General features: G+C 56.3%; 19 protein-coding genes. 10 read left to right on the top strand and 9 right to left on the bottom strand.

The features are described from left to right. Nucleotides 1-65: 65 nt before the first annotated feature. Nucleotides 66-5,261, top strand: coding sequence for a beta strand repeat-containing protein (locus tag ACFCXQ_RS01635; RefSeq protein ID WP_379552444.1), 5,196 nt, complete (start codon nt 66-68; stop codon nt 5,259-5,261). A gap of 656 nt (nt 5,262-5,917) precedes the next feature. Here ACFCXQ_RS01635 and ACFCXQ_RS01630 read toward each other — a convergent pair. Continuing rightward, nucleotides 5,918-6,124 (bottom strand): helix-turn-helix domain-containing protein, encoded by a 207-nt coding sequence (locus ACFCXQ_RS01630; protein WP_379552442.1) that lies wholly within the window; start codon nt 6,122-6,124, stop codon nt 5,918-5,920. A gap of 470 nt (nt 6,125-6,594) precedes the next feature. On the opposite strand from ACFCXQ_RS01630, the gene ACFCXQ_RS01625 reads away from it, so the two are divergent. Further along, on the top strand, nt 6,595-7,098 hold the full coding sequence (locus ACFCXQ_RS01625) for a hypothetical protein (RefSeq protein ID WP_379552440.1): 504 nt from the start codon (nt 6,595-6,597) through the stop codon (nt 7,096-7,098). A 46-nt stretch (nt 7,099-7,144) separates the two neighbouring features. Here the strand turns inward: ACFCXQ_RS01625 and ACFCXQ_RS01620 are convergent, their stop codons facing one another. The 4 genes from ACFCXQ_RS01620 to ACFCXQ_RS01605 all read right to left on the bottom strand — a co-directional run bounded on the left by ACFCXQ_RS01620 (nt 7,145) and on the right by ACFCXQ_RS01605 (nt 10,410). After that, a complete protein-coding gene (locus ACFCXQ_RS01620; protein ID WP_379552438.1) occupies nt 7,145-7,600 on the bottom strand; it encodes a DUF5681 domain-containing protein in 456 nt (151 codons plus the stop codon). Continuing rightward, on the bottom strand, nt 7,597-8,916 hold the full coding sequence (locus ACFCXQ_RS01615; RefSeq protein WP_379552436.1) for a site-specific DNA-methyltransferase: 1,320 nt from the start codon (nt 8,914-8,916) through the stop codon (nt 7,597-7,599). The genes ACFCXQ_RS01620 and ACFCXQ_RS01615 overlap by 4 nt, the downstream gene beginning before the upstream one ends. Before the next feature lie 77 nt (nt 8,917-8,993). Next, entirely contained in the window at nt 8,994-9,806 is an 813-nt protein-coding gene (locus ACFCXQ_RS01610; RefSeq protein WP_379552434.1) for a hypothetical protein, read from the bottom strand. A 181-nt stretch (nt 9,807-9,987) separates the two neighbouring features. Further along, nucleotides 9,988-10,410 carry a restriction endonuclease, SacI family gene (locus tag ACFCXQ_RS01605; protein WP_379552433.1) on the bottom strand — a complete coding sequence of 141 codons (423 nt, stop codon included), beginning with the start codon at nt 10,408-10,410 and terminating at the stop codon, nt 9,988-9,990. A gap of 549 nt (nt 10,411-10,959) precedes the next feature. Between ACFCXQ_RS01605 and ACFCXQ_RS01600 the strand changes: the two genes are divergently transcribed. Genes ACFCXQ_RS01600 through ACFCXQ_RS01590 form a run of 3 tightly spaced genes read left to right on the top strand, consistent with a single transcriptional unit; the run spans nt 10,960 to nt 13,185 of the window. Continuing rightward, nucleotides 10,960-11,859: a DUF1295 domain-containing protein gene (locus ACFCXQ_RS01600; RefSeq protein WP_379552431.1), complete on the top strand. Its 900-nt coding sequence runs from the start codon at nt 10,960-10,962 to the stop codon at nt 11,857-11,859. 12 nt (nt 11,860-11,871) lie between these two features. Beyond that, complete coding sequence (locus ACFCXQ_RS01595; RefSeq protein WP_379552429.1) at nt 11,872-12,450, top strand: TIGR04282 family arsenosugar biosynthesis glycosyltransferase; 579 nt, start codon at nt 11,872-11,874, stop codon at nt 12,448-12,450. Nucleotides 12,451-12,462: 12 nt separating this feature from the next. Continuing rightward, the gene (locus ACFCXQ_RS01590; RefSeq protein ID WP_379552427.1) at nt 12,463-13,185 is read left to right on the top strand and encodes a glycosyltransferase; all 723 of its coding nucleotides are present in this window, start codon (nt 12,463-12,465) and stop codon (nt 13,183-13,185) included. Nucleotides 13,186-13,302: 117 nt separating this feature from the next. On the opposite strand, the gene ACFCXQ_RS01585 is transcribed toward ACFCXQ_RS01590, so the two are convergent. Then, nucleotides 13,303-14,343, bottom strand: coding sequence for an SDR family oxidoreductase (locus ACFCXQ_RS01585; protein ID WP_379552425.1), 1,041 nt, complete (start codon nt 14,341-14,343; stop codon nt 13,303-13,305). Next, on the bottom strand, nt 14,337-15,404 hold the full coding sequence (locus ACFCXQ_RS01580; RefSeq protein ID WP_379552423.1) for a methyltransferase domain-containing protein: 1,068 nt from the start codon (nt 15,402-15,404) through the stop codon (nt 14,337-14,339). The genes ACFCXQ_RS01585 and ACFCXQ_RS01580 overlap by 7 nt, the downstream gene beginning before the upstream one ends. 86 nt (nt 15,405-15,490) lie before the next feature. Between ACFCXQ_RS01580 and ACFCXQ_RS01575 the strand changes: the two genes are divergently transcribed. Next, nucleotides 15,491-16,909, top strand: coding sequence for a dihydrolipoyl dehydrogenase family protein (locus ACFCXQ_RS01575; RefSeq protein WP_379552421.1), 1,419 nt, complete (start codon nt 15,491-15,493; stop codon nt 16,907-16,909). 5 nt (nt 16,910-16,914) lie between these two features. Further along, nucleotides 16,915-17,925 carry a radical SAM protein gene (locus ACFCXQ_RS01570; RefSeq protein WP_379554504.1) on the top strand — a complete coding sequence of 337 codons (1,011 nt, stop codon included), beginning with the start codon at nt 16,915-16,917 and terminating at the stop codon, nt 17,923-17,925. Nucleotides 17,926-18,139: 214 nt separating this feature from the next. On the opposite strand, the gene ACFCXQ_RS01565 is transcribed toward ACFCXQ_RS01570, so the two are convergent. Further along, the gene (locus tag ACFCXQ_RS01565; RefSeq protein ID WP_379552419.1) at nt 18,140-18,811 is read right to left on the bottom strand and encodes a queuosine precursor transporter; all 672 of its coding nucleotides are present in this window, start codon (nt 18,809-18,811) and stop codon (nt 18,140-18,142) included. A 148-nt stretch (nt 18,812-18,959) separates the two neighbouring features. Here ACFCXQ_RS01565 and ACFCXQ_RS01560 point away from each other — a divergent pair, with 148 nt between their 5' ends. The 3 genes from ACFCXQ_RS01560 to ACFCXQ_RS01550 all read left to right on the top strand — a co-directional run bounded on the left by ACFCXQ_RS01560 (nt 18,960) and on the right by ACFCXQ_RS01550 (nt 25,007). Then, nucleotides 18,960-20,306: a NupC/NupG family nucleoside CNT transporter gene (locus ACFCXQ_RS01560; protein ID WP_379552417.1), complete on the top strand. Its 1,347-nt coding sequence runs from the start codon at nt 18,960-18,962 to the stop codon at nt 20,304-20,306. 10 nt (nt 20,307-20,316) lie between these two features. Further along, nucleotides 20,317-21,246 carry an isopenicillin N synthase family dioxygenase gene (locus ACFCXQ_RS01555; RefSeq protein WP_379552415.1) on the top strand — a complete coding sequence of 310 codons (930 nt, stop codon included), beginning with the start codon at nt 20,317-20,319 and terminating at the stop codon, nt 21,244-21,246. 272 nt (nt 21,247-21,518) lie between these two features. Beyond that, on the top strand, nt 21,519-25,007 hold the full coding sequence (locus ACFCXQ_RS01550) for a TonB-dependent receptor (protein ID WP_379552413.1): 3,489 nt from the start codon (nt 21,519-21,521) through the stop codon (nt 25,005-25,007). Nucleotides 25,008-25,083: 76 nt separating this feature from the next. Here ACFCXQ_RS01550 and ACFCXQ_RS01545 read toward each other — a convergent pair whose 3' ends face one another. Beyond that, nucleotides 25,084-26,337 (bottom strand): response regulator, encoded by a 1,254-nt coding sequence (locus tag ACFCXQ_RS01545; RefSeq protein ID WP_379552411.1) that lies wholly within the window; start codon nt 26,335-26,337, stop codon nt 25,084-25,086. Nucleotides 26,338-26,545: the final 208 nt, after the last annotated feature.

Genomic DNA, 26,545 nt, shown 5'->3' with positions numbered 1-26,545 from the left:
GGTGACATGCAGCACATAGGCGCTGCGCCTGATCCGTTTCCCAGATTTCCAGAGGGAACGAACACATGAAATTTTCAACCAGAACCATCCGGTGCGGCCTTCTTGTTGCAACCAGCATCGCCGCTCTTTCTGCCGCCAACCCTGCGTCGGCGGAAACCTGCCTGATCGATCGTGATAACAATGGCGAAGTCGATCCAGGGACCGACGATGATGGTGGTGCCAATGCCGAAGGTAACGATCAACAACTGGCTTGCGGGGTTGGAGCGGCTGCAACTGGCGATAACAGCACCGCCTTTGGCCAAACTAGCCTAGCAAGCGGCGCGTCAGCGACGGCCATCGGTCAAGACAGCCAGGCAACCGGCCTCTTCTCCACTGCAACTGGAAAGGCAAGTAGAGCGACTGGCGGTATCTCAACCGCGTATGGAGCCAACAGCAAAGCTGAGGAATCCGGAAGCACTGCCATAGGGCACGCCAGCCAGGCTAGCGCGCAAAGCAGCACTGCAATCGGCGTAAACAGCCTTGCCAATCAAAACGGAGCCTCCGCACTGGGCGGGTTTGCTGAAGCGACGGGCAACGCCAGCATTGCCATTGGTAATGCCAGCAAGGCGACCGCTGGTTCAGCCATCTCTATTGGAGGTTCAGCTTTTGCAGACGCGAGCGCAGCCACCGCAATCGGAGGTTCAGCTCTTGCGAGTTCGGCTGACAGCACCGCAGTTGGTACCTTCAGTCAGGCCAACGGGCGCCTTAGCATCGCCTTGGGCGCGAGAACTGAAGCCAACGCGCGAGGCGGGATTGCGATCGGGAGCTATGGCTCTAGCGGCACTTTCATTGGCGCGCGCGTCTCCGGGATAGATGCCGTTGCAATAGGCACGGAGGCCTTGGCGAGCGCACGCGATTCGGTCGCTCTGGGAGCAACATCTGTGGCTGATCGCGAAAACACCATTTCCGTTGGAGCAAGCGGTGCGGAACGCCAGATCGTCAATGTTGCAGCAGGGACCCTGGATACCGATGCGGTAAACAAGGCCCAGCTTGATGCCGCAATGGTTGGGAGCTCTTCTTCCGGCACCGGCCTTAACAGCATCGCTCTTGGAGCAGGAAGTGATGGGTCGGGAGATTATTCGATTGCGATCGGCGAAGATGGTGACGATGCCGATGACCAAGGCGCGATTGCTTCCGCTAACGGCGCTGTCGCGATCGGTAATGATGCGCTGGCAACCAATGAACGATCCGTAGCAATAGGTCTTGGCGCCTTTGCATTTGGCTCCACTGCGATTGGCGGAGGCGCTCAGGCCATTGGTGCGAGTTCTGTCGCGATCGGCAGCGAAGCTCAGGCTACCGGAGATCGTTCAATTGCAATCGGCGAAGATGACGGCAACGGGGATGTCGATGATCTAGGTGCAGTTGCTTCCGGCGAGGACAGCATTGCGATCGGCACTGAAGCAGTTGCCAGCGGTGATGACGCTATTGCCATCGGGGGATTTAGCAACGCTGAAGGCGACTTCAGCACCGCGATTGGTCGTTTTAGCGACGCTGTAGGCGGTAAAAGCACCGCGATTGGGGGAGCGGACTCTATCGGTGATAGCAGTATTGCGATTGGGTGGGCGAGCGAGGCCAATGCCGATTTCAGCATCGCGATTGGGCGACTCAGCGAAGCTAACGGAAATAAGGGAATCGCAATCGGGGAAAGTAGCGAGGCCACCGGCGCTGGTAGCATCGCAAATGGAGCGGATGCAGAAGCCACCGGTGAACAGTCGATTGCTATTGGCGCGGACGGTGATGATGCCGATAATGACGGCGCCATCGCCTCCGCCAATGGCGCCATCGCGATCGGTAGTGATGCGCAAGCGACCAACGAAAGGGCGGTGGCGATCGGATTGGGCGCAATTGCATCCGGTTCCACCGCGCTTGGCGGCGGCGCTCAGGCCACTGGCGCTGGTTCGGTTGCTGTTGGCACCGATGCGCGGGCGACTGGAGATCGTTCGATTGCCATTGGTGAAGATGGTGAGGATGCGGACACTCTTGGTGCAATTGCTTCCGGGGAGGACAGCACTGCGGTCGGCAATGATGCGATTGCCAGCGTTGGAGACAGTACAGCAATCGGTGCTCAGAGTCTTGCTACCGCTGACAACGCCACCGCCATCGGCGCATTCAGTGAGGCCAGCGGTGAACGCAGCGTCGCGATCGGGGTTTTCAGTGAGGCGATCGGTGAACGCAGCACCGCCATCGGATCTTCCAGCGGGGCAGAAAGTGCATATAGCACCGCCCTAGGGGCCAGCAGTGAGGCTGCCGGTAACCAATCTATCGCTATCGGCGCGGATGGCGATGATATTGACGAGTCTGGTGCGATTGCCTCAGCCGATGGCGCGATTGCCATCGGCAATGATGCGGTCGCAAGCAGCGAGCGGGCGGTGGCGATCGGATTGGGCGCAATTGCATCCGGTTCCACTGCGCTTGGCGGCGGCGCTCAGGCCACTGGCGCTGGTTCGGTTGCTGTTGGCACCGATGCGCGGGCGACTGGAGATAGTTCGATTGCAATAGGCGAAGATGACGGCTCCCAGGATACAGATATTCTAGGTGCCATTGCTTCCGGGAATGGCAGCATTGCTATCGGAAATGATGCGCTTGCTTCCGGCCAATCAGCCGTTGCGTTCGGAGGCAACAGCATAGCCAGCGATCGGCGCAGCACAGCCATCGGGCGTTTCAGCGTGGCTGCTGGCGGCGGCAGTACCGCAACCGGCTTTGGCAGCGAGGCTCTTGGTACAGGCAGTGTTGCAATCGGGAATTTCAGTGACGCTGAAGGCGCATATAGTGTCGCGCTCGGGGACAACAGCGATGCTACTGGTGGTGGGGGCGTCGCAATCGGGTTTTTGAGCGAGGCTGATGGCGAACTGAGCATTGCACATGGCGGGACGGCGAAAGCGACCGGTGACCTCTCTATAGCGATTGGTTCGGATAGAAACTTTGATGAGTTAGGAGCCCTGGCATTAGCCGATGGCGCGATTGCAATCGGCAATGATGCGTTTGTAGACGCCACCAATGCCGCCGCTTTCGGGATTGGAGCGCAGGCGACCGCGCTCAATTCGGTAGCGCTTGGTGCAGACACGATTGCTGATCGTGAAAATAGCATTTCGGTCGGCGCGGTGGGTGCAGAACGCCAGATCGTAAATATCGCGGCAGGCACCGAGGACACTGATGCGGTCAACCTTGCCCAGCTCAATGCCTCTCTCACGGCGGCCGCCGCCAGCGGATGTCGCAACAATCCCGGCCTCGATGGCATCCCCGGCAATGCCGACGATCCTGCCGACACGCTTGAATGCGGTGAAGGGGCTATGGCTTCGGCTGCCAGCAGCACAGCCATTGGTGACAATAGCCAAGCGACCGCTTCGGAGACGACTGCGGTTGGCAAAAGTGCACTGGCTTTGGGTGAAAACGCAAGCGCCTTTGGCTCAGGCGCAGTAGCCATCGGGGAAGACAGTGCCGCTATTGGTGTCCAAAGTTCGGCCAGCGGTTTCCGGGCGACTGCCACTGGCTTCCGGAGCAGCGCCTCTGGCGAGCGGAGTACAGCTATCGGTGCCCGGAGCCAAGCCTTGGCCAACTTCAGCACGGCTACGGGAAGCGATAGTAGGGCCAGCGGAGATGCCAGTACCGCCACCGGCTATAACAGCGTCGCGAGTGGCCTTTTTGCTACGTCCATGGGTTCCGGGAGCATAGCATCGGGCAGGCAGGCTATTGCCGTCGGTGCTGGAAGCATAGCGGAGGCCAACGGCGCGATCGCCATCGGTGGTGACGGGAGTGATATGGATGCTGAAGGCGCGGTGGCATTGGGTGAAAATGCTGTTGCACTTGGTCTTGATGCCCAGGCCCTTGCGCTCGGCTCGGTGGCGCTTGGTGCAAACTCTATTGCTGATCGTGAAAATAGCATTTCGGTCGGTGCAGTGGGTGCAGAACGCCAGATCGTAAATGTCGCCGCGGGTGCCGCGGATACTGATGCTGCGAATGTCGGACAGCTCAATCTCGTCCAAGATGCCGCTGCCGATGCTCAAGCGACTGCCAATACGGCGCTGGCAAATGCTGCGGCTGCGCAAGGAGCTGCAGACAATGCTCAAGACACCGCTAACCAAGGGGTTGCCGATGCGGCGGCAGCGCAAAGCCGCGCGGATGACGCGTTTGCAAATGCAGCCACGGCTCAAACAACCGCAGACACTGCCAGAGCGGAGGCTCGGGCGGCGCAGCTGGCTGCCGATCAGGCGGGAGCAGGGGTAGTGGATGCTCAAGCCAGAGCTGATGAGGCGTTTGAGAATGCTGTTGAAGCTCAGGCGGATGCAAACACTGCTCGAGCCGAAGCCATGCGGGCCCAGTCCGATGCCAATACGGCGCTCGCAAGGTCAGAAGCCAACAGTCAGGAACTGGCATATTTCGATAGCAATAGTAGTGGCCCCGGCGCCAGTGCTACCGGCCTTGACGCTCTCGCTATCGGAACGGGTAGCGAGGCTAGCGGCGATCGATCCGTCGCCATTGGGGCAGGCGCGCAAGCGACAAATGGGCAGGCAGTTTCCATCGGCGCTGGCAATATTGCCTCAGGTAACGGAGCAGTCGCCATCGGTGACCCAAACTTTGCCACAGGTAGAGGTGCGGTGGCGCTGGGCGCAGACAATAGCGCAACCGGCACTGGTGCAGTGGCAATCGGCAATCTCAACCTCGCCAATGGTAACGGCGCGATCGCGCTGGGCAATGGAGCGTCAGCGGTCGGCGATGGAGCAATTGCCATCGGCCCTGGAGCAATTGCGAACCGCGAGAACCTAATCGCGCTAGGTGGCGAAAGCGCAACCGTGCGCATCTCTGGCCTTACCTCTTCTGTCAGCCAGGCAGCACAGGAAGGCGCACTGAGTCTTGTCACCACTGATGCAGCGGGCAATCTGGGCGCGACATCTCTCGACGTTGGCGGGCTGGTCAATCTTGGCGGGCGTTTAACGGGGCTGGAAGGTCAAGTCACTGAGCTGTTTGATCTTGCGTCGATGGAACGGCACGAAACCAACAGGGGCATCGCAGCCGCTGTCGCACTAACGGCAGCACCTTTGCCTTCAACCCGTGGCAAGACCAGCTACACCGCGAACGGGTCAGTATATCGAGGTGAGGTGGCGATCGGCTTTTCGGTTGCTCATCTCCTGGATACGGACAATCCGTTTGCATTGACTGGCGGCATATCAATTGCGGGGGGCAAAAACACTGCCGCACGGTTTGGCATAGCGGGAGAATTCTAGCCTTGGAGAAGAAACAATCACATGCGTCCTCCAAGCAATTGGATAGCGTCCAATTTAGGGAAGAAGCGCCGTGTCGTATGTTCAATGCTGAAGCGTACTAAGTCGCCCAACGTCGCCGATCGGTCCCGTTCGATCGACAAGTTTCCTACTCGCATAAGAGTTTTGATGATTTTGGGAATTTCGTCAGTTCTTTGGGTCGGTCTTATAGGTTCGGTCATAGTGTTTTTCCGCTGAATAGCCTCTGACAATACATAGCAAAGCGGCCGGGCAAATTTCTAGAAAGATCGATTGTAGTTAGTCTTACCAAGAGTTTGTGCCGATTAATCAACCCACAAGGCAAAGTCAGAAAGAGGTACCAACCACGGCGGCAGATATCTACGCTTGCCGGCCGTGTTGCGGAGGAGGTCTGGGTTTCGGCGGGATCACCGGATCGACCGTGCGCGGAAGCAGGGCAGCAGATTTGAGGTCACCTTCAGGTTTTTGACCGACCGCATCGGCCCTCGGGTCGCCCTCAGGCCCCACCCTGGTCGGTCAGGGCGGCGACGGCGACTACGCCGCGCCGCCCACACAATAACAACTAGAAGCTACGATCACGTCCACTTCCCATCCCAATATCGGATATCAGGATCAAACGACGCCTCACCTAGAAGCAGACTTCAGTCCAAAAGCTCACCCATTCTTGCTTTGAGCGCTTTGGCCACGCGTTCAACCACTTCTATCGACGGATTGCGAGCAGCCCGCTCCAGGTCGCTGATATATGTGCGATGGATGTTGGCTTCGTGAGCGAGCTCTTCCTGAGACCAGCCCTTCGCCAGGCGCAGTCTTCGTAAGTTTCCAGCAAGGCGATCGTGCACATCCACCATTGAGTGATGCGCTTTATGTCGCCGATCAATCTACAGACGATCAGTGACATTTTGCTTGAACTCTTCCGAAGTTCGAGCATGGTGTTTGTCACTTATCGACGACATAGCGGAGGATTATGCAAACATTTCGAAGACCAATTCGTCCGCAGAAGCGCAGCGCTCGGAGGACCACGCCTGCGGTTCTCCTTTGCTCCGTCGCTTTGGTCACATCCGCACATGCACAAGACACAAGCCCAGTCTCATCATCTGCAAATGCTGAGACCTCACATGACGAAAATGGCGCCTTATCCAAGGCTAAGCCAGTCACACTCTGGCAGGGACTTGAAGCCGGGATGTCTCCTGAGAAAGCCCTCCCAATCATTCAAGAGATGCCGGGCATAAAGAGAGCCCGACTCTACCGGAGGCGTAGCGCTGAGAACCCGGACCAAATCAGGATCGGCTATGCGTCAGGCAAAATACAAATAGGCGACATGGAGTACATCTTGCAGCCCCGCTTCTCGCAGAAGCGATTAAAACAGGTCTGGCTCGCCTCAGGCGATCAATGCAGCAATGATGCTATCTCGGTGTTCAATCGTCTATCATCTGGCCTGGCCGTCAAATATCCTCAAGTGATCTTCGAAAAGGATATGCGCGAAAGCGATATTTCTCGCGCCAACCTCAATGCACGGCGAAGCGGTGAGAAACAAACAATCTCACAGATCTATGCGTCGGATAAAGTTGTGGTCTTGCTTACGTTTGCCTTTTCGAACGAACGCCCACCCCCTTTCCCAACAGCGAGAAGTAGATTCGCGCTCGCGGCCTATGAGATCGTGAGAAGCAATTTCGAGGCTCGTAAGCAAGAATGCTCCGGCACAGGAAACAAACGGATGGACATCGCCCTCCAATATATGACGCGACGCGATTTCGAAGCGAAGGCTTCGGAGACTTCAGAGTCGATTAGAGCCAGGCAAGACCAGCTAGTTGACCAGCTATAGGCCGTTCAATAAGTTTGGTCAGAGCTTGATAAAGTGCGCCATGCGCTCAATCGAGCCCCACCGTTCCCGGCTCAACTCCTGCCATTTTGCAAAGCAATTGTCCGAACAAATCCATCTCCTCTTCATTTAGACGGCTGAGATCGTACTCATCTTCACTCTCATTGTTGGAAGTCTCAAACTTTTCCGCATACTCCATGACTGAGCGTATGGCTGGAGTTTCCCCTCTACTCGCCTTGTCAAATAGCCGCATAATGACTGCTTGTTGCTTTGTGACCCGACGGGCTTTGCCGTCTACCTTGACCGAGACATAGTGGTTGCGTTCCTTCTCAAAGTCTGTGGCGAGGTTCTGGGTTCCTTTAGCGCGGCGCCCCCTCTTGCGTCCGTCACCTTTGCGAAACTTTCCATGTTCGGGCGGACGGCCCTTGCCAACCTTGTAACTTCCATCCTCGTCGACATTCCCCGACTTGTATGACTTTTCGGGTTTTTTCTTTGGATCGGTCATGTGACCTCTCCATGATGGCTCCGCTGCTCGGCTATTTCCTCGAACGATCGGCCATCGAGCTGCGGTGTTTCATCAGTGGCTTTCGCCAAACGGCGCAAAGCTACATCAGCATATTTGGGATCCAACTCCATCGCGCGGCCAACACGGCCAGTTTCTTCGCAGGCCGCAAGCGTTGTCCCAGAGCCGAGAAACGGATCAAGGACAATCCCTCCGCGTTTCGAGCAATCAAGGATCGCATCGACAATCATTGCCTTTGGTTTGACGGTTGGGTGATCGGCGAGGTCGCTCATTCGTCCAGCCCGGAATGTATTGGCTCCCGGATAGCTCCACACATTGGTACGGTATCGTCCGCCTAGCCCAAAATTGTTGATGTGCTTTCCAGACTTTACTTTGAATGCATAAATCAATTCGTGAGCCGAACGATAGAACGCACCTTGCCCGCCATTGGTCTTAGCCCAAACGATCAGGTTCTTCGCTTCGTGAAACACCCCCTTCGCTGCTTCATAGAGATAGGGTGCACCGCGCCAATCGATAAAGACGAAGGCGATCGCACCTTCTTTTGCATTATCAGCGATACGCTCAAAGGCCGGTCTCAGCAGCGAGCCTGCAAACTCGGTAAGGTCGGTTTCGCCCGCGCCCATCACAAAGTTGCCATGCTTAACCCGGCCACCGCCAGATACGTTGTTTGCGATCACGCAGCCATAGGGAGGATCGGTGATAACGAGCTCAGCTTTCTCACCTTGAAGCAACGCATTATAGGCCTCTTTATCGCGAGCATCTCCCACAAGAAGTCGATGAGCCCCAATCTCCCAAAGATCGCCCAGTCGCGAAATCGGCTGTGCTCCTTCGTCTGGAACCTCGACTTCATCCTCCTCGATCGGATCGTCTCCGATCGAGAGAACCGTATCTATTTCCAGCGTATCGAACCCTGTGAGTTCCAAATCATAGCCCAGCTCCGCGAGGCCGCTGAGTTCGTTACGCAGAGTGGACTTCGACCATTCTGCCTCTTCAGCGATGCGGTTGTCGGCAATTATGTAAGCCTTGCGATCAGCTTCGCTCAGCTGGCCAAGCGGAATGACTGGCACGGTCTTTTGATTGATGAGCTTAGCCGCTTCCAGACGGCCATGGCCGCATAGCACCACCCCGTCTGCATCGATAAGGATCGGGTTCGTCCAACCAAACTTTTTGAGGCTTTGCGCAATCTTGCGGATCTGGCTTTTGGGATGCTTTCGCGCATTCCCCGAGTAAGGGGTTAGGTCGCTAACAGAGCGATATTCAACGCTCAGCCTGGCTATTTTCGATAAGTCGGTTTTCAACGTGCATCTCCACTTGGGTCAAAGTGGAGAACCATTTGAAACACAAATCCAAGCTTAGAAAGAGTTAAAATACGACCCTAGGATTGCTGAGTTTTTGACCTTGATTTCGCTCTTCGCAGTTTTGTCCGCACAGGTTTTACCTTTGGAGCAAGCCATTCCTCACTCCAGGTCGGCTCGACCAGATTGAAGAGATCAACAAGACATCGGCCTGCACGACCCTTTAAGTGCGGTTGGGGATTGTCTTTTGTGCCGCTGGAGATCGTGAGATCGCCAAGCCCATGCTCCTCGAGAAGCTCAATGAACAAACGGAGCATACTATCGCGATGATGGCTGGTAGGTCTGCCCTCAGGGCGCCCGAGTTCCCTAGCGGCATCAATTGCGACAAGCGTGAAATCGTTCAACTCTTCTTGCAATTGGTGGAGAGGCAGACCTTCGTGTTTGGACACACCTGCAACGCCAGCCCGCTTATAATGCAAGGCAGCAAGTAGCAGTGGCGACAGCTTACCAATTGTCCGGCGAAGACGCTGAGCTGTGTTTGCCGCTTGCGATAACACATCACGTGATCGCGCTGGATCGAAGCCTAGCGCTTTAAGCTGCTTGGGGCGTTGGTAGAATGAACAGATGAGCCAAAAGTCGAAAGCTGCGCTCTCCTCAATCCCATGATCAAGAAGGAGCTCCTCCACTCTCTCGATCTCTATACCCGGCAAGTCAGGTATGTTTCCTGCTGCCCAGTTCTCAAGCGACTGGTAGAGTTCTTGCTGTTCTTTGATTTCCCTTAGGGTGACTTTTGCATTCCCATATCCCGCCCAGATCGCATGATATGGGAAATCAGGGCGCTCATCAGCAGAATTTGGCGTTTCTTCATCAGACATATGTGCCGAAATGGCCATTTACGCCGAATATTCCCACTACTTTCCCATAAACATGGGAAATTTGACGCGGAGACCCGTTAGAGATGGACTGCGCCATTCACCACCTTTTCTCTTACCTTGCAGCGCATTGAGCGGGCCTTCCGACGGTTGCCCTGCTGGATTTGATGACTAAGTACCGAATAGGCACTGATATTAAGCTCTAAGCCTTGCTGAGCGCTTCGCGACAGTGGGCCAGAGTCTCTTCTTTAGCTCGCATCGATTCAAGGTGTTTGTTCAGAAGATCGGTGATCACAGCCCACGAGATATCAGGGGCAAGAGCAACAATAGCCGCAGCAAAATCGGAAGCTGAAACAAAAGTAAGATCGAAACCCTTGGCTTCGTATTGAGCTACTATGCTGGGTGAATTTTCCTTAGACGTCGCGTTTGGGCCGTGAACAAACAACATCGTCGAATGTCTTGCTTCTGCCACCTTGCCAACAGCATGATCAATGTCAGCACGTCCGAACGACTTGTCTTTAGCTTCACAGGGTGTTGTCAGACTAACTGTACCCGATTGACGGATGTTGATGTGCGGGTAGGTCGGTTTGATGCCCAGACACCGCAAATCAGCCAGCCCATTCAAGCGCTTTAACTCATAACCCGAGGTGATCCGCCTGGTCGTGATGATGTATGTGAGGTTTCCCGGCCCAGAATCCGACAGTCGGCAGGGTCTCGACCAGAGCGCAAAGCTAACTTTGCGCTGGCGAATATCGAACTGCGGATACGAGACTGCGCTCTCAATCGCCGGCGTAATCTCCCCATTCGCGCTGCACTGGCGGCTTCCCTCGGTTTTCCCAGTTCAGTAACGTTAAACTCCAGCTCTTCGTCTAGGGAATTTAGCACAGAGATTGGCAGTTTCCTGCGGGTTTCAATCGCCACAATGCCGAGTGAAAAGGCCCAAACTTTCGATTTCTCTGTAGATACCCTGCAAAATAGGGAAATCAGGCAAGAGCGCCGTTCGCTTAAGACTGCACCGCGCACCAATTCTCTAATAAGATCGAGCAATTCGACAAGCGCATCAGCGCCGCAAAAAGTCCTGTACGTTTGCCTTTGCTTGCCCGGAACGTCCTGGCCTGCTTAGGGTTGATCGGACATGGCCTGATCACAAAGGCCTCTGGAAAAAGCGAGAGATATGATGGCGATACCGGTACAAGCAGTGGGAAGATCTGTGATCGGCTTAGTGGTCGCTGGGATCGTGACAGCGTTGGGCCTTGCTTTTGCCTATTTTGCTGGGATCAACGGCAAAACCGCGTTTGGCTATCCGATCTTTTTCGTCTGCGCAGCGGTGGCTTTCGGGGTCAACTGGCTGGCCTTTATCCCAGCCGCTATTGCGCAACAGGAAAAATATTATGACCTTGTTGGCTCGCTCACCTATCTCTCGATCATAGCGGCCGCATGTTATCTTGCCTCACCGCTTGATCTTCGCGCTATGATCGTGGCGGCAATGGTTGCAACATGGGCGACGCGCCTTGGCGGTTTTCTTTTTATGCGGGTCGGCAAGACTGGCGGCGACAGCCGGTTCGACAAGATCAAGACTAATCCTACACGCTTCTTTACCGCTTGGACGCTGCAAGCGCTGTGGGCGACAGTCAGCGCATCAGCAGCAATTGTGATTATCTCCAGCAGCGAGCGGGTCGAGCCTGAGTTCTTTTTCTGGCTGGGCGCAGCTGTCTGGCTCGCTGGTTTCGCGATCGAAGTGATTGCGGATTGGCAGAAATCGGCGTTCAAAGACGATCCAGCCAATAAGGGCAAATACATCACCACCGGCATTTGGGGCTGGTCGCAACATCCGAACTATTTTGGCGAGATTACGCTGTGGTTCGGTCTTCTTATCATGGCCTGGCCCCTGCTATCAGGCACCGGCTTCTTGGTCATTGCATCGCCAGTGCTGATTTATTTGCTGCTTACGAAAGTGAGCGGGGTGAACCTGCAAGATAAACAAGGCGATGCGCGTTGGGGTGATGATGCGGGATATCAGGCATACCGGCGCAATACCTCGGTGCTGGTCCCATTGCCTCCAAAAAAGGGCTAGGCCATCACCAAGATGACCGAGCCTACTGTGACAATCTTTGCCCGCTGGCCTGAAGCTGGCAAGGCCAAGACGCGCCTCATTCCGGCTCTCGGCGGCGAAGGGGCGACTGTGGTGTATCGCAAGCTCCTCCAGCATACGGTGAGCACCGCGCGGGAGAGCGGATTGCCCGTGCAATTGCGGGTAACCGGCGCCGGCAAAGAAGCGTTTCAAGACTGGCTTGGAGCGGGCATTGAGGTTGTCGATCAGGGTGAGGGTGAGCTGGGCGCGAAGCTGGCCCGGGTGCCTGCGCCCGCGATATTAGTCGGCAGCGATTGCCCGATGCTGGATGCGGCGCTTCTGCGCCGCGCGGCAGATCATTTGCGCGATGTGCCGGCGGTTGTCGGCCCGGCCAATGATGGCGGCTATTATCTTCTCGGGATTGCTAGGCCCATGCCATTCCTGTTCGATGATATGTCCTGGAGCACGGCGGATGTGTTGCCAGAAACGCTGAGACGGTTGGAACGCAATGGTATTGCGCCCGCGATGCTGGAGCCGCTCGATGATATCGATACCGCAGAAGACCTCGCGCGATATCCAGAATTCGCCGTTTAGGGCGCGCGGCTGATGAGTGTCACGATCCTTATCCCAGCGTTTAATGAAGAGTGCGCGCTGCCTGCGCTGATCGAGCGCTTGGCCGCTCTTGACCCAAAACCCGCGGAAATCTTGCTGGTCGATGGGGGCAGCGAGGATGCAACGATTGCTCTCGCTCGGGACGCGGGCTGGCGGATTGAGAAAAGCGATAAGGGCCGCGCTTTGCAGATCAATGCGGGCGTCGCTGCGGCGCGCGGTGACAAGGTGGTCGTGCTTCATGCTGACACTCTGCCGCCGCTCGATATGGCGCGGATTATTGAAGATACGCTGAGCGATAGTCGCATTGCGCTGGCCAGCTTTACTCCTTTGATTAAGGGGCCGGATAAAACGCGCTGGTTCACGACCTTCCACAATTGGATCAAGACTTGGTACGCGCCTTTGCTAACGCGGCCCCATCATTTTGTGCGCGGCGTTAGATTGCTGTTTGGCGATCATGCGATGTTCTTTCGCAAGGCCGATTTTCTGAGCGTTGGTGGCTGCACGCCGAGCGATGCGGTGATGGAAGAGGCCGATTTGTGCGTGAAGTTCGCGCAGCTTGGGCGAACAAAAATGGTGCCGCGCTGGGTGGAGACATCCGACCGCCGGATCGCGGAATGGGGCCCACTCAAGGCGAACTGGATCTATTTCAAAGTCGGCATGCTATGGACCTTTGGCATGCGCAAACGCATGGCTGATCACTATCCTGATATTCGGTAGCTTTCGTGTTTAGGTTCCGAGCCACCCGCGCCCTCCACCCTTCCGCCCAGAACCTAACGGGATACTATCCGGGTGGAAGCGTGGAGGGCGCGGGCGGCTTGGCTGTTTGAAGGCAAGCTAGCTTGTCTGTTCAATAAGCTCGGGCGCCGCGAGAAACTTTGCTTCAATGCAGTAGTCAATCAAACGCCGTACAAATGCCTCATCCGTTTCTGGACAGCTGTAGCCAGTCAGCGCGCGGAACTTGGCATCATCAAAATGCGGATTGCGCTGAAAATAGCTTGCATAAAGGCCCGCCACGCGCCGGAAGAGACGGCGTTCCAATGCAGGCAGTTGCGCTGGGTCAAACTTCTCTGGCGGCACCAGCTCTGGCTCGTGAAAATGCGGATAGGCCCCGATGACCGCAGTGAAACGCTCAACCGGCAGCGGCTGGCCCGATACAAGATGATAGGTGCCGCCCGCTGCGCTTTCCATATCCTGAGCAATCGAAACGATACCGCTTGCGACATGATCAATCGGCACGAAATCAAGCGTTGAACCAGCCCGTGATGGCATATGCCGCACGCGGCCTTCCGCGATCAGTTTGAAGGCGGTGTAGGTCGTGTCGAACTGGCGGATGGTGCCGTCATCGCTTGCTCCCACCACGATCGAGGGACGGGCAATGGCAAAGCGCAAACCGCTCGCCTGTACCAGTTTTTCACCTGCCGCTTTGCTTGCCTCATAGCCGTTGGCGAAACCTGCGTTTGGCAGCGAATCACTCTCGCTAATTTCTCCATCACGGGTCCCGCAGACATAGGCGGTGCTGATATGGAGAAAGTCCATAGTGCCAGCCTTGGCCAGCGCCAGCGCATTGGTGGTGCCGTCGACATTGACCGATTGATACTCGTCTTCCTCAAGGTCAAAACGCACGGTGGCTGCGCAATGGATCAGCAGATCATGCGCTGCCGCAATCTCGGTAAAATCAGCCACGCCCCAGCCAAACCGCTCTTGCGATACATCGCCGCTGATCGTCTTTGCGGCGGCAACCGGTGACCCATCATTGGCGCGGATATCATGATTACGATGGACGAGCGCCGTGACTGTGTGCCCAGCCTCGATGAGCCGCGCGCATACTTCGCCGCCGACCAATCCGGCCGCGCCTGTGACCAGAATGTTCAGCAACAGGGTGCCGCCGCTGGTTCCGGCCCATCACCCGACGCGGCACCTGTGGCACCAAATGGCGTGGCTACTCCGCAATCGGGGAAGACCCCGTAATGCTTGGAGAAATTGCCGAAAAACTCGAAATGCTCGGCAAAGCGCGTATCGGCCAGCATCTTCCAACTATTGCCGCAAATGGGGAACATATAGCCAGCTTCGATGTGGTGATGCCCGTCGAGGCTGAAGACGCGTTCTTGACCCGCGACTGTCCCTTTATAACGGACCGCTTGGCCATAATCCTCGCATTGCATTTCGAGGCTCGGTAGCTTGAACAACCGGTAAGTGGCGGAATGGAATTCGATGCCCGCCAGTTTTTGCGCGATTACCGGATCATTGATCCCCAAAGGCCGGCTGGTCACAAGGCGCGGATCGGTAAAGCCTGCCCCCTTCGCGAGGTCCACGAAGTCGCCCCAATAGAGCGCGCCAGACAGGCATTCTCCATGCAACACCGGGTCGCTGCGCAGATCTTCTGGCACGCGGCGCTCTGAATAGACGTCAGAGAAATAAAGCTCGCCGCCATCCTTGAGCAGTTTGAACGCTGCGGCAAAGACGGCTTGTTTGTCGGCAACCAGATTGATGACGCAGTTCGACACGATCACATCGAAATGCCCCTCAGGCAGGCCAAGCTGGTCTAGCTTTTCAATGTCGCCTTCAACGAATGCCACGTTGGACTTGGCATAACCAAACCGCTCGCGGTGCCATTCCTCATGTTCGCGTGCGACGGCCAGCTGTTCCGGCGTGGTGTCGACGCCGGTAACCGACCCGCTCTCGCCGACCATTTGCGCCAATAGATAGGCGTCCTGCCCGCTCCCCGATCCCAGATCGAGAACATGGCAGCCTTCGATAGCCTGAGGCGTCACCAGACCGCAGCCATAATAGCGCGCCTTCACATCCTCATGCACATTGCGGAGCGCGGCAAGAATTTCTGGCGGCGGCGCGTCCGTCGTGCAGCAGGCATCGGTCTTGAGATCGTCAGAGCCCTGCAGAACTTTGCCATAATAATCGCGGCTGTTTTCAATATTCATGTAACAGATGAGCCTTTCGCGGCGTAAGAGCTTGTAAGTGCAACTTGGGTTCGCATTTCCACGAAATTCGGTTACGGGGCAAGTCTATGAATTTTACACATGATGTAATCGTGATCGGAGGCGGAGCTGCTGGCCTCACCGCTGCGGGTGGTTGTGCACTGTTCGGCCTCAATGTTGCTCTCATCGAAGCGAACCATATGGGCGGTGAATGCCTGAACAATGGCTGTGTGCCGTCCAAGGCTCTTATTACTGCGGCGAAACGTGCCGCAGAGGCCCGCGTGCCGGAGCTGCACGGCGTCACATTAGCGGCGCCGAAAGTGGAATGGAGCGGCGTTCACAAATTCGTCCATGATGCGATTGCTGAGATTGCCCCGCACGATTCGCAAGAGCGGTTTGAGGAAATGGGCTGCGAGGTGATCCGCGACTATGCGCGTGTAACCGGAAAGCATTCTGTAGAAGTCGCGGGCCGCACGCTCACTGCGCCCCGGATTGTGATTGCGACCGGGTCGAAGCCCTTTGTTCCGCCGATTGAGGGGATCGATAGCGTTCCTTATCTCACCAATGAGAACCTGTTCGATCTAACCGAACAACCGAAGCATCTGATCATCATCGGCGGCGGCGTGATCGGCATGGAAATGGCGCAGAGCTTCTGTCGCTTAGGCAGCGAAGTGACGGTCATCAATCCCGGCGCTCTGATGGGCCGCGATGATCCAGAATCCGTCGCTGTCGTGGCCAAGACTATGGCCGATGAAGGCGTTAAATTCGTCGATGGCAAAGCGGCCAAGGCCGAGGGCAGCGCTGGCGCGGTAACCGTCCACGTCGACAATGGCGATACGCTGAAGGGCACGCATTTGCTGGTCGCAGTTGGACGTTCGGCAAATACCAAGGGCTTTGGCCTCGAAGAATTGGGCGTCGAAATGGCGCGCAATGGTATCAAGGTTGACGCGCGCCGCCGCAGCTCGATCAAGTCAATTTATGCTATCGGTGATTGCCGCGATGGCCCCCGCCTGACGCATGTCTCTGGTTATGAAGGCTCCAACGTGGCGCTCGAAATCACTTTGGGTCTACCCACGAAAGTTGATTGGAAAGCCTTGCCCTGGTGCACTTATACTGATCCGGAAGTGGCCCAAGTCGGCCTCACGGAAAAGGAAGCGCGCGAGAAGTATGGTGACAACATCACCGTGGTGCGCGAGGGCTTTGACCACAATGAACGCGCCATCGCAGAAGGCTCAACGAAGGGGCAAATGAAAGTCATCCTCAAGGGCAAAAAAGTGATCGGTGCCAGCATTGTCGGCAAAGGCGCGGGCGAATTGCTCCTGCCGCTGACCCAATCAATTACCGGCAAAAGCAGCACGCTGGCGATGGGCTCTGCGGTCATTAGCTATCCCACCCGCAGCGAGATCACCAAAGCAGTAGCCTTTGCTGCTTGGGAGCCGACTGTGTTTGGCTCGCTTCCGAAGAAATACGCTGGCTTTGTTGCTAATACACGCCGGATGTTTTCGTGAACGAGATGCAGAAAGTCGGGCGCACAAAAGCCCGCCCAAAAACACGCAACGCGCCGACTGGTCCTTCTCCTTTTGCGATTGAAGCAGCCCCTCTGCCGCGCGAGAAATTCTCCGATCTGGAATGGACCGCCAAGGGAGAACGCCGCGCAAGCGTGCCGCTGGCGGGGCTCGATACGCTCTGGTTCAACACCGGCACACTGTGCAATCTCGCCTGCACCAATTGCTATATTGAGAGCAGCCCGACCAATGACGCGCTCGTTTATATGAAGGCTGCCGATGTGGCGCGCTATCTCAACGAGATTGCGGACGGTGATTTTGGAACGCGCGAGATCGGGTTTACCGGCGGTGAGCCGTTTATGAACCCCGATTTTGTCCCGATGCTGACAGACGCTCTGGAACGCGGGTTTGAGGCTTTGGTGCTGTCAAACGCGATGAAACCGATGCGCCGTTACGAGGCGGAATTGCTCGCGCTGAAAGAACGGTTTGGTGACAAGCTCACCATGCGGATCAGCCTCGATCATCATACGCAGCCGGTCCACGATGCGGAGCGCGGTGCGGGCGCATGGGACGTCGGTATGGCTGGTCTACGCTGGCTGACAAGCCAAGGCTTTTCGCTGGCGGTCGCGGGCCGCATGTTGCCGCATGAAAGCGATGCAGAATCGCGCCAGCACTATGGCGCGATGTTTGAACGCGAAGGCATCAATGTCGACGTATCCGATCCGATGCGGCTGGTGCTTTTTCCTGAAATGGACGCAGACAAGGACATTGCCGAGATAACGACTGCGTGCTGGAGCATTCTAGACAAAGCACCGACTGATGTGATGTGTTCGGCCAGCCGAATGGTGGTCCACCGCAAGGGTGAAGATACGCCGCGTGTCGCGGCGTGCACATTGCTACCGTATGAGGGCGATTTCGATTTAGGCGAGACGCTGGCTGAGGCCTCTCGCGATGTGTCGCTCAACCACCCGCATTGCGCGCGCTTTTGCGTTCTGGGCGGGGCAAGCTGTTCTGCTTAGTTTGTTTGGCCTCAGGCGCCGGCGCTCACATCCGTTCGCTTGGCTTCCGGCCTAACGGCCGACGCGCAGTCGCGCTTGCGGCTCGCTGGTCTCTCGCCGGATCAGTGCTAAGTCGGACCGCAGGTCCGCAAGGCCAAAGGTCGCCCGCAGCGACGCGACCTTCAGGTCGCATGAGCGAGGATATCGCAGCACGGAGGTGCTGCGGAATACAAAACTATTTGCTATCCAGCCACTTCGCCAGCGCCACACCGCCAGTAATCAGGAAGGGCACCAGCACGAAGCTGAGGGTGACCTTCGCGATCACCTGACCAATCAAAAGGTCTGTAATGTCGAACTCGCCATAGAAGGCGAGGGTGATGAAGATCACCGAATCAACCGCTTGGCTGAGCGCAGAAGCAATCGCGCCGCGCACCATCAGGCCTATCGTATTGCCTTCTCCGCTGCCCGCTAGCTTGGAGAAGATCCAGATATTGAGCAGCAGCGAGGTTATGTACGCGAAGGGTCCGGCCATAAGAATGCGCGGGGTTTGCCCCAGAACGCGCTCAAAAGCGGCAAGGTCATCACCGCGAAACTCCGTCATTTCAGGCGATGGGGGGAGGCCCAGCACGAGGAAGATCAGCGCGGCCGATAGCGCGAGCGGCACAAACCCGAACCAAACCAGCCGGTTGGCCAGATCCTTGCCATAAAGCTGCGTAATGGTGCTGGAGACCACCACGAGAATGAGGAACGGGAATATCCCCGCCTCAACCGCCAGATTGCTCGGCCATAGTTGAACCTGCTTGAAGGCCACGACACCGGCTAGCACGGTCATCCCGCCGTAAATCAGCAGAAAGAGGAATAGCCCCCTTGGGGCAGATGGGGCGGTTAGCTTGGTGTCTTGGCTCATGGATTGGCAGCCCTTTATCTGTCTGCTTGAACAGGTCTTCTTACCCGAAAAATTGACTAACGCGCTCGCTCGCGCAAGACAGCGCAAGATTTCATCCGCAGTTGGGGAGGCTCTTCCCCCGGGATCCTGCGGAATATAGAGGGGTATTATGCCGCCATTTCTAACAAGCCTGCTGGGTATTCTGGCGATTTTGTTTGTCGCTTTTTTGCTCTCGACGGGCAAGAAGCGCATCAAACTTCGCGTGGTTGGGGCGGCCTTTGCGCTGCAAGCGGTGATGGCCTTGCTGGTTTTGCGCACACCGTTTGGCGTGGGCGCAATTCAGTTTCTGTCTGACGGCGTGATCGCTCTGCTGGATTATTCCAAAGTCGGGATCACATCGGTGTTTGGCCCGATGGAAAGCAATCCATTTGCCAATACATTTGTGATTGCAGCCTTGCCGGTGATCGTGTTCTTCGCCGCGATTGTCTCAATTCTTTATCACTGGGGCATCATGCAGAAGCTGGTGCGCTGGGTGGGCGGGGCCATTGGCTGGATTACTGGCATTAGCCAGGTCGAGGCATTGGGCAGCGCAGCCAATATCTTTGTCGGCCAATCGGAGAGCCCGCTGGTGGTCCGGCCCTATCTTGCGGCGCTCACGCCGAGCAAGCTGTTCACCTTGATGAGCGTTGGCATGGCCGGCGTCGCGGGGACAATTCTGGCAGCTTATGCGAGCTTTATCGGCTCAGAGGCCGTCCCGTTTCTGCTAGCGGCGGCGTTTATGTCCGCTCCCGGAGGCATCTTAATGGCGAAGATGATTATGCCGGATGATGAGAGCGAACTTGCTCGCGACGCGGCAGAACTGTCGGGCGCGATCCCAGAGAAAATTGAGCTGCCAGATGCGCGGATTAGCGCTGAAGGGCCCGGCTCTTTGGTCGAGGGCGGCAAAGCGCCTGAGGTCGAAATGGCCGAGACGTTTGAAGAGGGGCAGCGACCGGCCAACGTGATTGAGGCGGCGGCGCAAGGCACGCAAACCGGCGTGAAGCTGGCAGTGGCCGTCGGGGCGATGGTGATGGTCTTTGTCGCGCTTGTCGCGCTTGCTAATGGCATCTTGGGTGGTGTTGGCGGCCTGTTCGGCTATGGCGACATCAGCTTTCAGCAATTGCTCGGCTATGTGTTTGCGCCGGTCATGTTCCTCATCGGCATTACCGATTGGGACCAGTCACTGGTGGCTGGCGGTCTGTTTGGCACCAAGATCGTGCTTAATGAATTTGTCGCATTTATTGATTTGGGCACTTTGAAACCTGATGAACTGACAGAGCGCAGCAAAGCGATTGTGACCTTTGCTTTGTGCGGCTTTGCCAATTTCTCGTCGATCGCGATCCAAATGGCGGTGACTGGAGGCCTTGCTCCGAACCAGCGTCCGGTAATCGCCAAACTGGGTCTGCGCGCGCTGGCGGCAGGCTCGCTCGCCAATTTGATGAGCGCGGCACTAGCGGGCTTGTTCCTGCCGTACTAAGTGTACGCTTATGTCTGACATTGCATCTGTTTCGCTCGCCCGCCCACTCGAAGAAATTGCCGATGAGCTTGGCCGCTCCTTTGCTGAGTTCGGCTTTGGCGTGGTTCGCGACCACGGGATCCCGCAAGAGTTGATCGACCGGGCAGAAGCGCTCTCGAAAGAGTTCTTCGCACTGCCTGACGAAACCAAGAGGCAATATCAACTTCCCGGTGGCGGTGGCGCGCGCGGTTACACGCCGTTCGGCACGGAAAAGGCCAAGGACGCAAAAGTCCATGATCTAAAGGAGTTTTGGCATGTCGGGCGGTCTTTGCCCGATGGGCATGCGCTGTCCGAATTTATGGCACCCAATGTCTGGCCCGGTGAAGTTGACGGTTTCGAGGAGACTTTTGCTGAGCTTTACGCAGCCTTTGAGGAGGCGGGTGGGCGCGTGTTGGAAGCTATTGCGTTGCACCTAGACCTTCCGCGCGATTTCTTTGCTGACACTGTGCGTGATGGCAATTCGGTAATGCGTCTGCTGCGCTATCCGCCGCTTGAGGGCAAAGAAGCAGAAGGTGCGATCCGGGCAGCTGCGCATGGCGACATTAACACGATCACGCTTTTGCTCGGCGCGGAAGAGGCAGGGCTTGAGTTGCTCACAACCGAGGGCAAATGGCACGCCGTCGGATCGGAAAAAGGCGCATTGGTGATCAATGTCGGTGATATGCTCGATCGGATGACCAATGGGCGTTTGCGATCGACCACGCACCGGGTGGTGAACCCGCAAGGCGAAGCGGCGTATCGCGCGCGCTACTCCATGCCGTTTTTTCTGCATTTTCGGCCGGATTTTGTGATCGAGACGCTGCCCAGCTGTATTGATCCAGCTGATCCGGACGATCATCCCGAACCAATTTCCAGCCATGAGTTTTTGCAACAACGGCTGCGCGAAATCAACCTCGCCTGAGTCGCTCCAAATCCGGCGCGCTGGCGGGGTGCTGGCAGGGCAAGAATCGCATATTCCATGAAAGTTTTGTGGCGTTGCGTTTGCGCAACAGCGAAAAACCCACGGTTTTCTGCGGTTTTTGTGCACTGCGTCATTGCGATGTCCACACCGGTCATATGCACGTCTTGACTCTGTAACATTTGAATCGCTTGGCACGTCTCGTGCCCGTCTGCGCGGGTTGAATACCTAATTCACATTGTAGCAATTCCTACCGAGACGAAGGGGTCTTCTCGATGAAACTCAAGTATCTTCTAGCAGCATCTGCGGTCAGCTTGTCCGCCGGAGCAATGTTGGCGGCGCCTGCTGCCGCTCAGCAAATTACATCAGGCATTGAAGGCAGTGTCACAGATGAAAGCGGCGTGGCACTGCCTGGCGCGACCGTCACGATCACTGACACGCGTACGGGCCAGACCCGTACTCTGACAGCTGGTCCTGATGGCAACTTCCGCGTTGGCCAATTGCCACCGGGCGGCCCATATACTGTTACTGCGACTGCAGGCGGCTATGAAGGTCAGACCGTTGAAGAGCAGTTCATTAGCATCTCGGGTAACACCTCTTACCGTTTTGAGCTTGCATCAAGCTCTGCTGGTGCGGCGGACAATGTCATCGTTGTTACCGGTGCGCGCGTTGGTGCACGTCAACTCGCGGTTGGCCCTGGTACAGCTTTCGATACCGTTACGCTTGAGAACTTTCCGTCAATTACACGCGACGTTCGCGACATTATCCGGATCGACCCTCGCGTAAGCCTTGAGCAAAACAATGATGTTGACCGGATCTCTTGCCTTGGCGGCAATGACCGCGGCAACACCTTCACAGTTGATGGCATTATCCAGTCGGACGTGTTCGGCCTCAATGGCACGCCATTTGCCGCACGTAACTCACTGCCACTCCCATTCGACGCGGTTGCGCAAACTTCGGTTGAGTTCGCTCCATTTGACGTTGAGTATTCCGATTTCACCGGCTGTCTCGTCAACGTCGTAACAAAAGCTGGTCAGAACGAATTTTCTGGTTCTGCATTCTATACTTACTTCGACGAGGGGCTTCAGGCCGATTCTGTCGAATTTGCTGATGGCGAAGTGCAAGACATCAATGCTGGCCGTGAAGAGCGTTGGGGTGCAACACTGTCTGGTCCAATCATAAAGGATCGCCTATTCTTCTCGCTTGGTTATGAAGAAGTGAAAATCGCAGATGGATATAATGATGGTCCGATTGGCTCTGGTGCAGCCAACGAAGTCCCATTCGCGACAATTGACCAATTCAACGAATTCGCCCGTATCGCTCGTGAAGTTTACGGGCAAGAAATAGGCGAACTTCCAACGACTTTGCCTGAAGGCAACCAGCGCTATTTCGGTCGTCTCGATGCCATCATCAATGATGATCATCGTCTCGAGGCGACTTATCAGCGTCTGGAAGAAACCAATGTTGAATTCGATGGCGGCGGCAACACGTTGACCGGAATCAATTCGTTCGAAGACGAAGGCACCATTTCGGACTATTACTCAGTCCGACTATATTCGGATTGGAGCGACAGGGTCTCGACAGAACTTCGTGTTAGCCGCGCAGAGGTTGCTGACGTTCAGGGGCCAGTTGGTTTCGGCGAAGCCCAATCGGACAATCCGACCGTTCGCCTGGTAGTGGGCCTGCCCAATGCCACTAACCCGGATGTGATTGCAGCGGTCGGGCCGGATGAAGCAGACAATGGCGGCTTTGCTACAGGCCCAGGCATCTTCCGCTCGGCTAATGCGCTTAACACAAAGATTGATCAGGCTCGTTTCGTGCTGAACTATGATGGTGGCGATCACCAGTTGAAGTTTGGTGCTGAGGTCAACGATCTCGAAGTGTTCAATCTGTTCGCGATCAACGCGACAGGCACATTGTTCTTTGATGGTCTGGCTGACTTTGAGGCTGGCTTGCTTGCTGCTGGCACTGGTGGCGATTTTGACGGTCCCGACGAAATCGTCGAAGACGGCGCTGGTGGCGGGACCATACGTACCGGTATTGATGGAGATATTAACAATGCAGCGGCTGAGTTTAGCCGTCGGATCTTCTCATTCTTTGCCCAAGATGAGTGGCAGGCCACGGACCAGCTGAGCATTAATGCGGGCGTTCGTGTTCAGCTCTATGACGGTGATGCGCCGCGCCCCAACCCGCTGTTCCAGCAACGTATTGGCTTTAGTAATGCGGTGTCATTTGACCGGACTGATCCGGTCATCCTGCCACGTCTTTCGGCCACTTATGAGCTCGACAATGAGGGCTTCTTCTCCAATACCAGTCTGACTGGCGGTGTCGGCATATTCGCAGGCGGCGACCCCGTCGTATTCTTCTCGAACGCGTTCTCAAACGATGGTTTTGCGTCCGTCAACGGAAATACTGGTGATTGCGATCCAGCCGAACTTACGACCGATCCAGTTACCGGGCAAATTTCTGTGGTTTCCGGCGGTCAATTCACAGGCTTCCCGCAATGCGCAATCGATGCGGGCGCCGCAGGCGCAGCTGCCGGAGGAGGTGAAGTTCAGAACATCGATCCAGACTTCGACATTCCAACTGCGGTTCGCGCGAATATCGGGCTTGCCACGGAGCTTGGCACTGAAACCGGTTTCTTCTCGAACTGGAACCTGAATGTCGACTACATCTACACACGCTTCAATGACACGCTGGCTATTCGCGATCTCTTGCAGGTCGTTGATACCCGTCAGGCCTTGGATGGGTTTACAGTGGACGGTCGCCCGATTATCGCTGCTATCGATCCTCTCGTGACTGGTTGTAATGCGACCTTCGATAGTGACGCTGGTACTTTCGTTGGGGTGACAGACGTTTGTTTCAACACAGGACTCGATGAGTTCCTGCAGCTGACCAACGGCCCGAGCTTTGACAGCCACAACCTGTCATTCATCCTTACTAAGCAGTTCAGCGAGGGCATTTTCACCGAGAATGGTAGTGTGAGCGTCAACCTCGGCTATGCATTCAACGACAGTGAGCAAACGATTAACTCTCGTTCGGCGACTGCAGGCTCTCAGTTTGACGGAACGGCTGTGTTCGATCCCCAAAACCCGGCTGTATCTCAGTCTGGCTTCGAAACGCGTCACAACATCACTTTGTCGATGTTCTTCCGCGAACAGTTCTTCGATGGCTACAATTCGGGTCTCGGTGTGTTCTTCCGCGCTTCGGAAGGCCGACCATACAGCTTGACCTTCGATGATGGCTTCCCGGATTTCCGTGACAGCGGCTCGGCAGAAGAGAACATTCTTGCCTACATCCCAACTGGCCTTGATGACCCTAATCTTTCGCCAGCCAGTGATTTTGATGATGTCGCGTTGTTCCTCGATGCCATCAATGGCGGGGATAGCGTTGTCAGCAATATCAATTGCGATTTCACGCCGGGCCAGACCATCCTTCGCAACACTTGCCGTAACCCATGGTTCTTCGATGTCGACTTCCGCCTGAGCCAGGAACTACCATTTATTGGCAGCCTGACCGGCATCAAAGAAGATCGCATTGAAGTATTCGCCGACTTTTCGAACTTCCTGAACCTGCTCAACGGTGATTGGAATGTTCGCCGGTCGCTGGGCGACTTCGATGGCCGCGTTGCGCTGCTTACCGGCGAGTTCGATGACGAGGGACGTTACGTCCTCGAAGACTTCCGGGCATTTGAAGGCGAAGCAAATACTGCAATCAACAGCAGCATCTGGCGTATCCAACTCGGTGTGCGTTACGAGTTCTAATCTCGCAAACACACGCTGATCGATTGATCAGAGAACAAGCGGCGGCTCTTGGGGTTAACCTGGGGGTCGCCGTTTTTTATGCGTCCGCGGTCTGCTGTGCTGCGGCGAGAAATGCTTCTGCGAGCTTGCGACAGTCACCCGCCGTGTCGCCATCGTGTAAGGCGCGCTCGAGTATGGCGGCGTGCTTGCCTAACTCCTCTTCGCCATAGAGCCCGGCGGCGCGGGCGATTTGGCGTAGTGCATTAGCAAGCAACCTTCTGCTGCGTCCATCGAAGGCGTGATGCGCAATAGCCCGCTCAATCGTACTGACGGCGTCGCTCCGGCGGGTTATCCATCGTTGCAGCTCATCCTCAACCTCATCAATATCAAGGTCGTCGAGGGGGTCATCAATAGGGCGAGTGGACTCCTCAACGATACGATGCGGAAGCCAGCGATTAAGCGTGCGAACGAGATCCTCCATCATGACAGGCTTGAATATGTGCGCTTGGCTCTGGGCAGGTGTTCTGCTGGTCGCGTCACCAATGAGCGTGTCAGGAAGGAGCGTAATGATCGGCATTGCTTCCGCCTGAATCCCGGCAGAGCGGACTGCCCGGCAAACCGAAGATCCGTCGCTTTGGTGCATATAGGCATCGATCAGAGCGAGATCGAATGGCTCGCCGAACTCATTGGCTGCAAGGAGCAGCTCGATAGCATTTTCTGCGTCAATTGCGATCTCCACCTCCATACCGCAGCGTCCAATCATGGAGGTGATAGCGCGGCGATCATGGTCATTGGTCTCAGCCAGCAAGATCCGTCCGTCTGCGGGAAACCGCGCGTAGGGGGCATACTGCGGGCCTGGAGACTTCGATGAAATGGCCGAGCTAGAGGGAGCCTCGTCATGCTCTTGTGCGGCAGAAAAGTGGGCGCTGACCGGAGTGGCAGGCAAAGGCGAAGGTTCGCTAGCCTTCACGCTGGGTGTGTCAGGTTCAGGCGCGCTGGTGGGCTTGCGAGGAGGCGCGCTTGATATCTGATTATCGATTTCGTTGATGGGGGTGAGCACGGCATCGCATGTGGCCCCGCCGTTCGCCTTGAGCGCGCCAGGTAGTATCCTCGCAATGTGTCGACCAAGCCCAGCGCAGAAGACGGCTGCACCCATGATCATGGCTATGGTGAAGATAACGGTGAAAGAGGCATCACCTGTGCCTACCCGGTGCCATCCCCAGATGCTCGCCACGCATTGAAAGGCCAGCATCACCGCAGCCGCACAGATAGCCGCCATCGCACCAGCGATACTGAGCTTTCCCCATAAGCTGTTAGTAATACGGCTCCAAGGCGCCGACGGATTGGTCATTTTGCAACAAGTCCTTTTTAGGGTTCTGCCATTGGGCTAATAGAGCAGAGGACTAAGGAGGGGTTTGAAGTCGATGTCCGTAAATGAACCGATGCCGACGCGATTTAGCGCACGAAAGCGTAAACCTCGTCCTGCTTTAATCGCACTTATTGTGCTATTACACGTGGCCGGGCTTTACGTATTAGCCCGTGCGTTGGTGCCAGATACC

The organism is Qipengyuania rhodophyticola (genome assembly GCF_042493225.1).
In the GTDB taxonomy this organism is placed as follows: Bacteria; Pseudomonadota; Alphaproteobacteria; order Sphingomonadales; family Sphingomonadaceae; genus Erythrobacter.
The sequence above is the reverse complement of the archived record's forward strand: the minus strand, read 5'-3'. Positions and strand labels throughout refer to the sequence as shown.

What these genes read in the sequence shown, in the direction of transcription:
- ACFCXQ_RS01635 (WP_379552444.1), top strand. Translation starts at nt 66, where the DNA reads ATGAAATTTTCAACCAGAACCATCCGGTGCGGCCTTCTTGTTGCAACC.
- ACFCXQ_RS01630 (WP_379552442.1), bottom strand. Translation starts at nt 6,124, where the DNA reads ATGGTGGATGTGCACGATCGCCTTGCTGGAAACTTACGAAGACTGCGC.
- ACFCXQ_RS01625 (WP_379552440.1), top strand. Translation starts at nt 6,595, where the DNA reads ATGGAGTACATCTTGCAGCCCCGCTTCTCGCAGAAGCGATTAAAACAG.
- ACFCXQ_RS01620 (WP_379552438.1), bottom strand. Translation starts at nt 7,600, where the DNA reads ATGACCGATCCAAAGAAAAAACCCGAAAAGTCATACAAGTCGGGGAAT.
- ACFCXQ_RS01610 (WP_379552434.1), bottom strand. Translation starts at nt 9,806, where the DNA reads ATGGCCATTTCGGCACATATGTCTGATGAAGAAACGCCAAATTCTGCT.
- ACFCXQ_RS01600 (WP_379552431.1), top strand. Translation starts at nt 10,960, where the DNA reads ATGATGGCGATACCGGTACAAGCAGTGGGAAGATCTGTGATCGGCTTA.
- ACFCXQ_RS01595 (WP_379552429.1), top strand. Translation starts at nt 11,872, where the DNA reads ATGACCGAGCCTACTGTGACAATCTTTGCCCGCTGGCCTGAAGCTGGC.
- ACFCXQ_RS01590 (WP_379552427.1), top strand. Translation starts at nt 12,463, where the DNA reads ATGAGTGTCACGATCCTTATCCCAGCGTTTAATGAAGAGTGCGCGCTG.
- ACFCXQ_RS01580 (WP_379552423.1), bottom strand. Translation starts at nt 15,404, where the DNA reads ATGAATATTGAAAACAGCCGCGATTATTATGGCAAAGTTCTGCAGGGC.
- ACFCXQ_RS01575 (WP_379552421.1), top strand. Translation starts at nt 15,491, where the DNA reads ATGAATTTTACACATGATGTAATCGTGATCGGAGGCGGAGCTGCTGGC.
- ACFCXQ_RS01570 (WP_379554504.1), top strand. Translation starts at nt 16,915, where the DNA reads ATGCAGAAAGTCGGGCGCACAAAAGCCCGCCCAAAAACACGCAACGCG.
- ACFCXQ_RS01565 (WP_379552419.1), bottom strand. Translation starts at nt 18,811, where the DNA reads ATGAGCCAAGACACCAAGCTAACCGCCCCATCTGCCCCAAGGGGGCTA.
- ACFCXQ_RS01560 (WP_379552417.1), top strand. Translation starts at nt 18,960, where the DNA reads ATGCCGCCATTTCTAACAAGCCTGCTGGGTATTCTGGCGATTTTGTTT.
- ACFCXQ_RS01555 (WP_379552415.1), top strand. Translation starts at nt 20,317, where the DNA reads ATGTCTGACATTGCATCTGTTTCGCTCGCCCGCCCACTCGAAGAAATT.
- ACFCXQ_RS01550 (WP_379552413.1), top strand. Translation starts at nt 21,519, where the DNA reads ATGAAACTCAAGTATCTTCTAGCAGCATCTGCGGTCAGCTTGTCCGCC.
- ACFCXQ_RS01545 (WP_379552411.1), bottom strand. Translation starts at nt 26,337, where the DNA reads ATGACCAATCCGTCGGCGCCTTGGAGCCGTATTACTAACAGCTTATGG.